Genomic DNA, 12,391 nt, shown 5'->3' with positions numbered 1-12,391 from the left:
GCTGGGCGCGGGGCTCGCCGGGGCGGTGCGTGCCGGGCTTGCGCGTGCCGGGCCGCAGGACGGTGACGCTGCGGTACTGCTCGTGCCCGTGCCGTCGGCTCCCGGGGCCGTGCGGGCGCGTGGGCACGATCCCGTGCGGCGGATCGCGCTGGCCGCCGCGGGTGAGCTGCGGCGGGGCGGGACGCGGGCCCGGGTGCTCTGCGTGCTGCGCCAGCGGCGTGCCGTGGCCGACCAGGCGGGGCTCAACTCCCGGCAGCGGCAGGCGAATCTGCGGGGCGCTCTGGAGGTGACCGCGGGTGGCGGGCGGCTCGTTGCCGATGGCGGCCGGGTCGTGATCGTGGACGACCTGATGACCACGGGCGCGTCATTGGCGGAGGCGGCCCGCGCAATACGTGACGTACACACGGAAAGTAAAGGGCGAGGCGCGGTGGTAACAGCCCGTGAAATTACGTGCGAGAACAGGATCACCGCAGCTGTTGTCGCCTCCTCACCGGATTCCTTCGCAATAAACCGGAACTGACTGGGAACTTGCATCGTTGCAGGTAGTGAGAGGGCCAATACACCTGAATGGAGGTATGCGGCGGTAGAGGGTGACGACATCCGTCCGAGCGAGATATGTTCGGTTGTGAGGAATGGCGGACGCCGTCCCTCGCATATCGGAATGCCGGTCGCAGGGTTTTCTGCAATCACCCGGGCCGGTCGGGGTGGAGATCTTGTTCGCGGGGGAGGAGGAGGTGGAAGTCACCGAGTCCGAGGCTCCGGGAGTCACCGGGGTCTGGTGCAAAAGGGAGATGCTCCGCCGTCGAAGCGGGGCGATCCGGGAACGGAGTTCTGCGTGGACATCGTCGTCAAGGGCCGCAAGACCGAAGTGCCCGAGCGGTTCCGCAAGCACGTGGCCGAGAAGCTGAACCTGGAGAAGATCCAGAAGCTCGACGCCAAGGTGATCAGCCTGGACGTCGAGGTGTCCAAGGAGGCCAACCCGCGTCAGGCCGACCGTTCCGACCGCGTGGAGATCACGCTCCGCGGGCGCGGACCCGTGATCCGCGCGGAGGCCTCGGCGACTGACCCGTACGCGGCGCTCGACCTCGCCACGGCCAAGCTGGACGCACGGCTGCGCAAGCAGCACGAGAAGCGCCACAACCGGCGCGGCAACGGCAGGCTCTCCGCCGCCGAAGTGGCCGAGCGGGTGCCGGACGCGGCGTACCTCAACGGAGACGGCACCGTCGCACGTGAGGAAGAGCCGGACGGCGTGCCCGTCAAGAGGATCGGCTCACTGGAGATCCAGGGCGAAGGCCCGCTCGTGGTCCGCGAGAAGAGCCACGTGGCGGCCCCGATGTCGCTGGACCAGGCGCTCTACGAGATGGAACTCGTCGGGCACGACTTCTACTTGTTCGTCGACTCGGAGTCGAAGGAACCGAGCGTCGTCTACCGCCGCCACGCCTACGACTACGGCGTCATCCGCCTCAACACCGACCCCATGGTCGCGCAGCCCGAGCTGGGCGGCGGTGGCGGTGCGCTCGGTGGCTGACCTCGGTCGGACGAAGGGCTGAAAACGGTGCCCCTGGAGCGCGTGTGCGCCCCCAGGGGCACCATCGTGCGACCCCTGCGCGCACCGCGCGGCCGTCCGGGCATGAAATCATGGGCGGAGCCGGCCAACCGGTGTGCTGCTGCCTCGGGTTGGCGGCAGCCAACGCACAAGGGCCATGGCCTTCAGGGGGAGGAACGATGGCGGACAGCTTCGGACCGATGCGGGATGCGGGTGCCGACGACGGCATCGGCACCGGCACGGACGCGGGCGCACCGCGCAAGGAGCCCATCAGGGTCCTTGTGGTGGACGACCACGCGCTTTTCCGCCGGGGCCTGGAGATCGTCCTCGCCGCCGAGGAGGACATCCAGGTGGTCGGGGAGGCGGGCGACGGCGCCGAGGCGGTGGACAAGGCCGCTGACCTGCTGCCGGACATCGTCCTCATGGACGTACGCATGCCCAAGCGCGGCGGCATCGAGGCGTGCACCTCCATCAAGGAGGTCGCACCCAGCGCCAAGATCATCATGCTGACGATCAGCGACGAGGAGGCCGACCTCTACGACGCGATCAAGGCAGGTGCCACGGGTTATCTCCTCAAGGAGATCTCCACGGACGAGGTGGCCACGGCGATTCGCGCGGTGGCCGACGGGCAGTCGCAGATCAGCCCGTCCATGGCGTCGAAACTGCTCACCGAGTTCAAGTCGATGATCCAGCGCACCGACGAGCGCAGGCTGGTGCCCGCGCCGCGACTGACCGAGCGCGAACTGGAAGTGCTGAAGCTGGTGGCCACGGGCATGAACAACCGCGACATCGCGAAGGAGTTGTTCATTTCCGAGAACACCGTGAAGAACCACGTGCGCAACATCCTGGAGAAGCTGCAGCTGCACTCCAGGATGGAGGCGGTGGTGTACGCGATGCGGGAGAAGATCCTCGAGATCAGGTGAGGCCCGAGCCCGCGGCCAGGGCTCAGCCCAGGCCTCAGCCCAGGGCGCGGACCAGATCGGCGGTCAGCTCGGGACGGTTCACCCGCTCCACCCGTACGGAGTCGCAGTTCACCCAGGACGCCGCTTCACGCAGCGCCTGCGCCACCGCGGGCACGGACTTGGGACTGTCGAGGGACACCTGCTTGGCGACCAGCGTGCTGCCCTCACGGGCGGGGTCCACGCGGCCGACCAGGTGGCCCCCGGCCAGGACCGGCATCGCGAAGTAGCCGTGGATTCGCTTCGGCTTGGGGACGTACGCCTCCAGGCGGTGGGTGAAGCCGAAGATCCGTTCCGTGCGGGCCCGCTCCCAGATCAGGGAGTCGAAGGGCGACAGGAGCGTCGTGCGGTGGCGGCCGCGCGGGGCCGTCGCCAGGGCCTCGGGGTCGGCCCAGGCGGGCTTGTCCCAGCCCTCCACCGTCACCGGGACCAGGCCCGAGTCCGCGACCACCGCGTCGAACTGCTCGCCCTTGAGGCGGTGGTAGTCCGCGATGTCCGCGCGCGTGCCGACGCCGAGCGACTGTCCTGCCAGCCGGACCAGGCGGCGCAGGCACTCCGCGTCGTCCAGGTCGTCATGGAGCAGCGGGTCCGGGATCGCGCGCTCCGCGAGGTCGTACACCCGCTTCCAGCTGCGGCGCTCCGTGCAGACCACTTCGCCGTACATCAGCGCGCGCTCGACGGCGACCTTGGCGTCCGACCAGTCCCACCACTCGCCCTTGTTCTTCGCGCCGCCCAACTCCGTGGCGGTGAGCGGTCCTTCGACGGTGAGCTGCTTGATGACCGTGTCGTACGCCCCGTCCGGCAGGTCGTGGTGCCATTGCGGGCGGGTGCGGTACGCGCGGCGGCGGAAGGCGAAGTGCGGCCACTCCTCGATGGGCAGGATGCAGGCGGCGTGCGACCAGTACTCGAAGGCGCGCGGCCGGGCCGGGCCGGAGCCCGATGCCCCGTCCCAGTACGCCGCCTCGATCCTGTCGCGGCCCACGGCACCGAGGCGGGCGTACGGAATGAGCTCGTGGGAGCGGGCGAGGACCGAGATCGTGTCGAGCTGGACCGCGCCGAGATGCCGCAGCACGCCCCGCACACCGGACCTGCGGTCCGGGGCGCCCAGGAATCCCTGGGCGCGGAGCGCGATGCGGCGGGCCTCGTCGGCGGAGAGATCGGTGGCGGGGCTCGGCAGGCTCGTCATGCCGGAAACGATAGGGGGCGGCACTGACAACACCCGTGGCCTGCGCCGTTGGGGGAGACCTCAGTCCGTGACCGAGTCCCTGGCGGGCAGGTACGGCCGGCTCGACGCCAGGCCGAGGTCGCTCGGGAGCAGGGCTCCCACCCAGCAGTCACGGAGCGTGGACTTGTTGAGCAGGGCGCCACGCAGGGTGCCCTCGAAGGTGAAGCCCGTCTTCTCCACCACCGCGCGCGATGCCGTGTTGCCGACCTCGGCGCGCCACTCAAGGCGGGTGCAGCCCAGGTCGGTGAAGGCCCACCTGGCCAGGGCGAGGACGATCTCCGTCATGTAGCCGCTGCCCCGGTGCTCCTTCGCCGTCCAGAAGCCGACCTCCCAGGCGCCCGACCGCGGGTGGTGCAGACTGGCGGCGGCGATCAGGGGGCCGCCGCTCCGGGGACGTACGGCGAAGGTGTACTCCGTGTCGTAGCGCCAGCCGTCCGGCACCATGCGGGTGATGAAGCCCTCCGCGTCCGTGCGCGCGTACGGCGAGGGGATCGTGGTCCAGCGCTGGATGTCGGCGTCCTGGCAGGCTTCGTACGTCTCGTCCGTGTCGGCGGCCGTGAAGGTGCGCAGTGTCAGGCGTTCGGTGGTGAGGGTGACGGGCTCCATCCGGTGATTCTGCGGGGGTGAGGGACCGGAGACCAGTGCTTTTCGCCGAGCTTTCACCGGCATTTCGCCGAGCGCTGATCGGCACAACCCGGCACCTTCCAGGCCCCCCGCCCGTTGACGTATCGGCAGACCTCCCGGCGCGGCCCGCTCCTCGCTTACGATGGCCGTTGCCCTATGAGTAAACCGACCATGCCAGGCCCGACCGGCAAGGAGACCAACCCTCGTGTCCGTCCTCTCGAAGATCATGCGTGCAGGCGAAGGCAAGATCCTGCGCAAGCTGCACCGCATCGCGGACCAGGTCAACTCCATCGAAGAGGACTTTGTCAGCCTCTCCGACGCCGAGCTGCGCGCGCTGACCGAGGAGTACAAGGAGCGTTACGCCGACGGCGAGACCCTTGACGACCTCCTCCCCGAAGCCTTTGCCACGGTGCGCGAGGCCGCCAAGCGCGTCCTCGGCCAGCGGCACTACGACGTCCAGATGATGGGCGGCGCCGCGCTGCACCTCGGATATGTGGCCGAGATGAAGACCGGTGAGGGCAAGACGCTCGTCGGCACCCTTCCCGCGTACCTCAACGCCCTGTCGGGCAAGGGCGTGCACCTGATCACGGTCAACGACTATCTGGCCGAGCGCGACTCCGAGATGATGGGCCGCGTCCACAAGTTCCTGGGCCTGTCCGTCGGCTGCATCATCGCCAACATGACGCCGGCCCAGCGCCGCGAGCAGTACGCCAGCGACATCACGTACGGCACGAACAACGAATTCGGATTCGACTACCTGCGCGACAACATGGCGTGGTCGAAGGAAGAACTGGTGCAGCGCGGCCACAACTTCGCGATCGTCGACGAGGTCGACTCGATCCTGGTGGACGAGGCCCGTACGCCGCTGATCATCTCCGGTCCCGCCGACCAGGCCACCAAGTGGTACGGCGACTTCGCCAAGTTGGTCACCCGCCTCACCAAGGGCGAGCCCGGCAACCAGCTGAAGGGCATCGAGGAGACCGGGGACTACGAGGTCGACGAGAAGAAGCGCACCGTCGCCATCCACGAGTCCGGTGTCGCCAAGGTCGAGGACTGGCTGGGCATCGACAACCTGTACGAGTCGGTGAACACCCCGCTCGTGGGTTACCTCAACAACGCCATCAAGGCCAAGGAACTCTTCAAGAAGGACAAGGACTACGTCGTCATCGACGGCGAAGTCATGATCGTCGACGAGCACACCGGCCGTATCCTCGCCGGCCGCCGCTACAACGAGGGCATGCACCAGGCGATCGAGGCGAAGGAAGGGGTGGACATCAAGGACGAGAACCAGACCTTGGCCACGATCACCCTCCAGAACTTCTTCCGGCTCTACAAGCGCCATGACCACGAGGGCAAGGAAGTCTCAGGCCTCTGCGGCATGACCGGTACGGCCATGACCGAAGCCGCCGAGTTCCACCAGATCTACAAGCTGGGCGTCGTGCCGATCCCGACGAACCGGCCCATGGTCCGCGCCGACCAGTCGGACCTGATCTACCGCACCGAGGTCGCGAAGTTCGCCGCGGTGGTCGACGACATCGCCGAGAAGCACGACCGCGGCCAGCCGATCCTGGTCGGCACGACCTCCGTGGAGAAGTCGGAGTACCTCTCCCAGCAGCTCTCCAAGCGCGGCGTCCAGCACGAAGTGCTGAACGCGAAGCAGCACGACCGTGAGGCGCCGATCATCGCCCAGGCCGGCCGCAAGGGCGCCGTCACCGTCGCCACGAACATGGCCGGACGAGGCACCGACATCAAGCTCGGCGGCAACCCCGACGACCTCGCCGAGGCGGAGCTGCGCCAGCGCGGCCTCGACCCCGTCGAGCACGTCGAGGAGTGGGCGGCCGCGCTGCCCGCCGCCATGGAGAAGGCCGAGCGGGCCGTCAAGACGGAGTTCGAGGAGGTCGTGGACCTCGGCGGGCTCTACGTGCTCGGCACGGAGCGGCACGAGTCGCGCCGCATCGACAACCAGCTGCGTGGCCGTTCCGGCCGTCAGGGCGACCCGGGCGAGTCCCGCTTCTACCTCTCGCTGGGCGACGACCTGATGCGCCTCTTCAAGGCGCAGATGGTCGAGCGCGTGATGGCCATGGCGAACGTCCCGGACGACGTGCCGATCGAGAACAAGATGGTGACGCGCGCGATCGCGTCCGCCCAGTCGCAGGTCGAGCAGCAGAACTTCGAGACGCGCAAGAACGTCCTGAAGTACGACGAGGTCCTCAACCGCCAGCGCGAGGTCATCTACGGCGAGCGTCGCCGCGTCCTGGAGGGCGAGAACCTCCAGGACCAGGTCACGCACTTCATGGACGACACGATCGAGGCGTACATCGCGGCGGAGACCGCGGAGGGCTTCGCCGAGGAGTGGGACCTGGACCGGCTGTGGGGCGCCTTCAAGCAGCTCTACCCGGTGAAGGTCACCATCGAGGAGCTGGAGGAGGACGCGGGTGACCGCGCGGGTCTGACCGCCGAGTTCATCTCCGAGGCCATCAAGGACGACATCCACCAGCAGTACGAGACGCGTGAGGAGCAGCTCGGCTCCGAGATCATGCGTGAGCTCGAGCGGCGGGTCGTTCTCTCGGTGCTCGACCGCAAGTGGCGCGAGCACCTCTACGAGATGGACTACCTCCAGGAGGGCATCGGCCTCCGTGCCATGGCGCAGAAGGACCCGCTGGTCGAGTACCAGCGCGAGGGCTTCGACATGTTCAACGCCATGATGGACGGCATCAAGGAAGAGTCCGTCGGCTACCTGTTCAACCTGGAGGTCCAGGTCGAGCAGCAGGTCGAGGAGGTTCCGGTGTCGGACGCGGCAGAGGGCGGCACTTCCCTGGACAAGAAGGACGCCGTTCCCGCCGGTGGCGGGCGTCCCGAGATCCGCGCCAAGGGGCTCGACGCCCCGCAGCGGCCCGACCGTCTCCACTTCCAGGCGCCGAACGCCGAGGGTGGGGTCGACGAGGGGGACTTCGAGACCGAGGACGCGGGTGTGCGGTCCGAGTCGGACGGGATGACGCGTGCTGAGCGGCGTAAGGCTCAGAAGGGTGGGCGTCGCCGTAAGAAGTGACGTGATGTGACGTTGTTGTGTGAGGGGCCGGGCGCCGTGGGTGCCCGGCCCCTCACGTTGTCATGGGGGTGGAGCGCCTACCTCTACCGCCGTGCAGCGCCATCGCTGGTCCTCGCCCAGGTGCAGCCGGAACGCCAGGGCCCTGAGGGCCGGGCCCGTGCCGATCCTCGCGAAGACCTCGTAGACCCCGGGGCGGGGTTCGTAGTGGCCGATCCGGTGGATCGTGGGGCGTCGGCCGTTCACGTTGAGGGGGGCGAGTTCGGCGAGGCGGGTCAGGTCGTCGAAGGCGGTGTGGGCGATGTGGCGGGCCGCCCAGTGGACCGGCTTCTGGCCGCTGAGGACCAGGAGCAGGCGTTCGGTGAAGAGCTCTGTGGGGTGCGGTGGGGGCTGGGGCGGGGTCCTGAGGGGGCGTGTCGGTGGGCGGGCTGCCGTTGTGGCCGCGGGGCGGCGGGGGTCTGTGCGGCGGTGGTCTGTGCGGCCCGGTGGGCGGGTGGGTACCGGGCGGGGGCGGGGCCTGGTCATTACCTTGTGCATGCCGTGTCGCCTCCGGCTTCGCTGTCCCGGGTCCTGGGGTACTGGGGTACTGGGGTACAGGTACCGGGGAGTAACTTCTGTCGGAGATCTTGTACGGGGGCGGTGGCGGGGGTCGCAAGGGGCCGCGGGGTGTGGGGGCGGGGGGTGGCGGAGTCACCTATCTGGGTGGCCGGGGGTGCCGTGTTCCTTGGGGGCGTTGGGGTGGGCCGGGTGAAGGGTGGGCGTTGCGGGTGACGTGGGGGGTGGGTGTGGGGCGCAGCTCGAAGGGGGACGCCCGCACGTATTCTGGGGCCTGTTCTGGGGCTTCAGGTGCCTTCAGAATCTGAGCTTCCGACTGTGAAAGCGGGCCGTCATGCGTGTCTACGTTCCCCTGACCCTGAGGCGTCTCGCCGAGGCGTATGAGGCGGGCGAGCTGGGGCTTGGGCCGGGGTCGGAGCAGGGGTCGCTGATCGCTTATGCCGTGACTCCTGCGTTGCGGGAGTGGTACGTCTCGGACGACATCGAGGAGCTGGAGTACGCCGCCCTGAACCGGGCCGCGGCTGCTTCGCTGCGGTTGATCGCCGGTGATGCGGGGGTGGCTCGGCGGCGGGTCGTGCTGGCTGCGGATGTGCCGGATGGGGGGCTTGAGCTGGAGCCGGATGCGGCTGGTGCTGGTGCTGGTGCTGGTGCTGGGCTCGGTGAGGTTCGGGTCGCCGGGGTGTTGGGGCTGAAGAAGGTTGCCGCCGTGCATGTGGACGCGGAGGACGCGGAGGGGGATGTTGCTGCGGGGGTGGATGCTCTGGGGGCTGCGGATCAGGGGGACGATGATGCGCGGTTCATCGTGGACGGGGTCGAGGACCATGAGCTGCTGTGGTTCGCCACGCAGGAGATTCCTGGGCTGATCGGCTGAGGGGGCCCTGCGGGGCTTGGGCGGGCCGCGGGCCGCGGGGCTGGTCTGTCTGTGGGGGCGGGGCCGCACCGGTATGTCCGTCCTCGCTATCGTCCGGTGGCCGCGGGGCTACTTCGGTCCCGGAGCGACAGGAACCGTGCTCCGGGCGGACATACCGGCACGTCCCCTCGGGTGCGCTGCCGACTGCGGGTACGTGGGGCTGCGGCTCGGTTCGGTGCTTTGGGTCTGGTCTGCAGGCTCTCGGTCGTGGTCTTTCGATCGGGCGTGGTGAGGCCTTGGTGGGCGCGGGTACCGTTTGGCTATGGGGAAGCTGCAGCGCGGGGCGCACATCGTGTGGGACTGGAACGGGACGCTCCTGCATGACATTCATGCCGTCATCGATTCGACCAACGCCTCGTTCGCGGAGATCGGGCTCGAGCCGATCACGCTCGAGCGGTATCGCGATCTGTATTGCGTGCCTGTCCCGCTCTTTTACGAGCGGCTGATGGGGCGGTTGCCCACGGATGCCGAGTGGCAGGTCATGGACGCCGTTTTCCATAAGCACTACTGGGCGCGGGCCGCGGCTTGCGGGCTTGCCGATGGGGCCGCTGAGTTGCTCGCCGAGCGGCGGGCAGCGGGGCGTACGCAGTCGTTGCTCTCGCTCGCGCCGCACGAGCACCTCGTGCCGATCGTGCGGCGGCACGGGATCGAGGAGCACTTCGTGCGCATCGACGGGCGCATGGACACCTCGCACGCCGGCAAGGCCGAGCGGATGGTGCGGCATCTGGCGGCTCTGGAAGGGGTTGCGGGTGCTGAGCGTGTTGTTGTTATTGGGGACGCTGTTGATGATGCGGTCGCCGCGGCGCATGTGGGGGCGCAGGCCGTGCTTTATACCGGGGGGTCGCACAGCAGGGCCAGTCTGGAAGCTGTTGGGGTCGGGGTTCCTGTGGTCGACAGTCTTGGCGAGGCCGTGGAGGTGGCCGAGCGGCTGGCCGCTTAGCTGAAGCGGCTTACCGTGTGCTGCCGGGTGCGTACGCTGGGTGGGATGGTTCCGGTGCGGGCGTAGCGGGGGCGATATGGGGTTCGGCTTCGGGCAGCGCAGGAGTGGTCGGTTACCCGCTGAGATCACCAGCTTCGTGGGGCGCGGTGAGGATGTCGCCGCCTTGGGGCGCGCGTTTGGGCAGTCCCGCTTGGTGACCGTCGTAGGGCCTGGGGGTGTCGGCAAGACCCGGGTGGCGCTGCGGGTGGCCGCGGAGGCCGCCGAGCGGTTTCCCGACGGGGTCTGGCTCGCCGAGCTGTCCGCGCTGCGGGATCCGGAGTTGCTGCCGGGGACCTTGGCCACTGTGCTCGGACTGCCCGAGCAGACCGGCGTGCAGCCGCTTGACGCTGTGGTGGATTTCTTGCAGCAGCGGCGGGCGCTGATCGTTCTTGATACGTGTGAGCATCTGGTCGACGCCTGCGCCATGCTCGCCGACGTGCTGCTCAGGGAGGCGCCGGGGATCAGTGTCCTCGCCACCAGCAGGCAGCCGCTCGATGTGCCGGGCGAGAGCTGCTGGCCCCTGCAGCCGTTGGGCGGGGCCGAGGCCGTGGAGCTGTTCGTGCAGCGGGCCGGTGCCGTGGTGCCGGGGTTCGCCGTGAGCGAGGGCAATCGGGAGCTGCTGGGCTCGCTGGTGCGCCGGCTCGACGGCATTCCGCTCGCGCTCGAGCTTGCCGCCGTGCGGTTGCGTGCGGTGCCTCTGGAGCAGCTCGCCGCGCGGCTCGACGCCCGTTTCCGGGTGCTCACCGGCGGGCGGCGGACCGCGCTCACGCGGCACCAGACGCTGCGTACGGCGATCGACTGGTCCTACGAGCTGTGCACGGAGCCCGAGCGCGTGGTGTGGGCCAGGCTCTCGGTGTTCGCGGGGACCTTCGACCTCGCGGCCGCCGATCAGGTCTGTGCGGGCGGTGACGCGTTGCCCGCCTGCGAGGTCATCGAGCATCTGATCGGGCTCGTGGACAAGTCGGTGGTGCAGCGGGGGACAGGGGACACCTACCGGCTGCTCGACACCATCAGGGAGTACGGCGCCGAGCGGCTCGCGGCGGAGGGCGGCACGGACGAGGCGCGGCAGCGGCACTTCACGTACTACGGGGAGCTGGGGCGGCGCTTCGAGGAGCGGTTCCTGAGCGCGGAGCAGGTGGCGTTGCACGCGGCGGCGCGGGATGCCGAGCACGATGTGCGGGCCGCGCTGGAGTACGCGTACGGGACACCGGGCCTGGAGCGCGACGGGCTGCTGCTCGCGACCCGGCTCTGGCCGCACTGGCGGGCCGTGGGGGCCATGTCCGAGGGGGAGTACTGGATCGACAAGGGGCTGCGGGCTGCGCCCGACGACACCTCGGAGCGGGCGGCGGGGCTGCACCGGACCGGTGAGTTCTGCCTGTGGCTGGGTGATCCCGGGGCCGCATTGGGGCGGCTCACCGAGGCGGTCGGAGTCGCGCGGCGCGTCGGGGACGAGGACGTCGCGGAGATGGCCGAGGCGGAACTGGCGGGCACCCGGACCATTCTGGCGGCGAGTACGGGATCAGGTGACCCGGCCGAGGCCCTGGCGGCGATGGAGCGGGCCAGGGTGCGGCTCGTCGAGATCGGTGACCCGGCGCGTGCGGCGCTGCTCTGCCATGAGGAGGCGGCCGTCAGGGCCGCGCTCGGGGATCCCGCGTACGCCCTCGAACTGTGCGACGAGGCGTTGGCGCATCTCGCGCACTTCGAGGGCGAGCGGTATCTGCGCGGCGCGACGCTCATGGTGAAGGGCGTCTCCCTCTGGTTGGCGGGGCGCGGCAAGGAGAGCGCGCAGACGCTGCGGCAGGCGCTGGACTCCGTCGCGCGGATCGGCGAGGCGCTGGCCGCGAGGCTGTGCTGTGCGGGCCTCTCCTGGGCGGCGGCCCAGGAGGAGCGGTGGATCAGGGCCGCCTGGCTCCTCGGTTACGTGGAGGCGGCGCGGAGCCGGACCGGGGACACGTTCGGGATGTTCCCGACGCTGCGGGGGCTGCACGCGGGGGTGCGCGAGCAGGTCGCGGATGCGCTGGGCGAGCAGGCCTTCGCCCGGTGGTACGGGGAGGGTGAGCGGCTGTCCATGCGGGAGGCGGTGGCTGCGGCGCAGGCCGACGCGGACCGGCCGAGTGCGGTGCCGCCGCCGCGGGGTGCGGGCGGGGGTGCCGGTGGGGCTGCCGGGCTCGATGTGCTGACGCGGCGGGAGCGGGAGGTGGCCGCGTTGGTCGCCCAGGGGCTTTCCAACCGGGAGATCGCTGAGCGGCTGGTGATTTCCAAGCGGACCGCCGATGCGCACGTGGAGCACATTCTGGCGAAGCTGGGGGTTTCCTCCCGGACGGAGATCGCTTCGGTCGCCGGGCAGGGGCCCTCGGGTGCCTGACGTGCGGCGCCGTCTCCCGCAGCCGCTGCCGCAGCCGCGAACGCAGCCGTAAGCGCACCGTGCCTGCCCTCGCCGACGAGGGCAGGCACCATGTGTGCCCGGAGCGCCGTTTGCACGACAGATGTGGGGGAGCTGACCATTCACTGCCCAGCGCTCCGCCCGCCCGGTCCGACCGGAAAGCG

10 protein-coding genes are annotated in these 12,391 nt (G+C 69.7%); 7 read left to right on the top strand and 3 right to left on the bottom strand.

What is annotated here, in order from left to right:
- The 3 genes from ABD378_RS29895 to ABD378_RS29885 all read left to right on the top strand — a co-directional run.
- A partial coding sequence (locus ABD378_RS29895; RefSeq protein ID WP_425583888.1) for a ComF family protein occupies positions 1–520 on the top strand: 520 nt, incomplete at its 5' end.
- A gap of 315 nt (positions 521–835) precedes the next feature.
- Positions 836–1,528: a ribosome hibernation-promoting factor, HPF/YfiA family gene (gene hpf / locus ABD378_RS29890; RefSeq protein ID WP_386544874.1), complete on the top strand. Its 693-nt coding sequence runs from the start codon at positions 836–838 to the stop codon at positions 1,526–1,528.
- Positions 1,529–1,725: 197 nt separating this feature from the next.
- Positions 1,726–2,469, top strand: a complete 744-nt coding sequence (locus ABD378_RS29885; protein ID WP_344525778.1) for a response regulator — start codon at positions 1,726–1,728, stop codon at positions 2,467–2,469.
- A 34-nt stretch (positions 2,470–2,503) separates the two neighbouring features.
- On the opposite strand, the gene ABD378_RS29880 is transcribed toward ABD378_RS29885, so the two are convergent.
- The gene (locus ABD378_RS29880; protein ID WP_344525776.1) at positions 2,504–3,691 is read right to left on the bottom strand and encodes a winged helix-turn-helix domain-containing protein; all 1,188 of its coding nucleotides are present in this window, start codon (positions 3,689–3,691) and stop codon (positions 2,504–2,506) included.
- 60 nt (positions 3,692–3,751) lie between these two features.
- On the bottom strand, positions 3,752–4,336 hold the full coding sequence (locus ABD378_RS29875; RefSeq protein ID WP_344525774.1) for a GNAT family N-acetyltransferase: 585 nt from the start codon (positions 4,334–4,336) through the stop codon (positions 3,752–3,754).
- A gap of 223 nt (positions 4,337–4,559) precedes the next feature.
- Here ABD378_RS29875 and secA point away from each other — a divergent pair, with 223 nt between their 5' ends.
- On the top strand, positions 4,560–7,403 hold the full coding sequence (gene secA, locus ABD378_RS29870) for a preprotein translocase subunit SecA (RefSeq protein WP_344525772.1): 2,844 nt from the start codon (positions 4,560–4,562) through the stop codon (positions 7,401–7,403).
- A gap of 60 nt (positions 7,404–7,463) precedes the next feature.
- On the opposite strand, the gene ABD378_RS29865 is transcribed toward secA, so the two are convergent.
- A complete protein-coding gene (locus ABD378_RS29865; RefSeq protein WP_344525770.1) occupies positions 7,464–7,937 on the bottom strand; it encodes an Rv3235 family protein in 474 nt (157 codons plus the stop codon).
- Between the two features lie 352 nt (positions 7,938–8,289).
- Here ABD378_RS29865 and ABD378_RS29860 point away from each other — a divergent pair, with 352 nt between their 5' ends.
- The 3 genes from ABD378_RS29860 (at position 8,290) to ABD378_RS29850 (ending at position 12,209) form a co-directional block, all read left to right on the top strand.
- Positions 8,290–8,826, top strand: coding sequence for a DUF6912 family protein (locus ABD378_RS29860; protein WP_344525768.1), 537 nt, complete (start codon positions 8,290–8,292; stop codon positions 8,824–8,826).
- A gap of 301 nt (positions 8,827–9,127) precedes the next feature.
- Positions 9,128–9,805, top strand: coding sequence for an HAD family hydrolase (locus ABD378_RS29855; protein ID WP_344525766.1), 678 nt, complete (start codon positions 9,128–9,130; stop codon positions 9,803–9,805).
- A 76-nt stretch (positions 9,806–9,881) separates the two neighbouring features.
- Complete coding sequence (locus tag ABD378_RS29850) at positions 9,882–12,209, top strand: LuxR C-terminal-related transcriptional regulator (RefSeq protein WP_344525764.1); 2,328 nt, start codon at positions 9,882–9,884, stop codon at positions 12,207–12,209.
- Positions 12,210–12,391 lie beyond the last annotated feature (182 nt).

This window comes from Streptomyces rectiviolaceus, from assembly GCF_039533825.1.
Lineage (GTDB): Bacteria > Actinomycetota > Actinomycetes > Streptomycetales > Streptomycetaceae > Streptomyces > Streptomyces rectiviolaceus.
Note: the sequence above shows the minus strand (reverse complement) of the source record. Positions and strands in the feature narration are given on the sequence as shown.

What these genes read in the sequence shown, in the direction of transcription:
- ABD378_RS29885 (WP_344525778.1), top strand. Translation starts at nt 1,726, where the DNA reads ATGGCGGACAGCTTCGGACCGATGCGGGATGCGGGTGCCGACGACGGC.
- ABD378_RS29880 (WP_344525776.1), bottom strand. Translation starts at nt 3,691, where the DNA reads ATGACGAGCCTGCCGAGCCCCGCCACCGATCTCTCCGCCGACGAGGCC.
- ABD378_RS29875 (WP_344525774.1), bottom strand. Translation starts at nt 4,336, where the DNA reads ATGGAGCCCGTCACCCTCACCACCGAACGCCTGACACTGCGCACCTTC.
- ABD378_RS29865 (WP_344525770.1), bottom strand. Translation starts at nt 7,937, where the DNA reads ATGCACAAGGTAATGACCAGGCCCCGCCCCCGCCCGGTACCCACCCGC.
- ABD378_RS29860 (WP_344525768.1), top strand. Translation starts at nt 8,290, where the DNA reads ATGCGTGTCTACGTTCCCCTGACCCTGAGGCGTCTCGCCGAGGCGTAT.
- ABD378_RS29855 (WP_344525766.1), top strand. Translation starts at nt 9,128, where the DNA reads ATGGGGAAGCTGCAGCGCGGGGCGCACATCGTGTGGGACTGGAACGGG.
- ABD378_RS29850 (WP_344525764.1), top strand. Translation starts at nt 9,882, where the DNA reads ATGGGGTTCGGCTTCGGGCAGCGCAGGAGTGGTCGGTTACCCGCTGAG.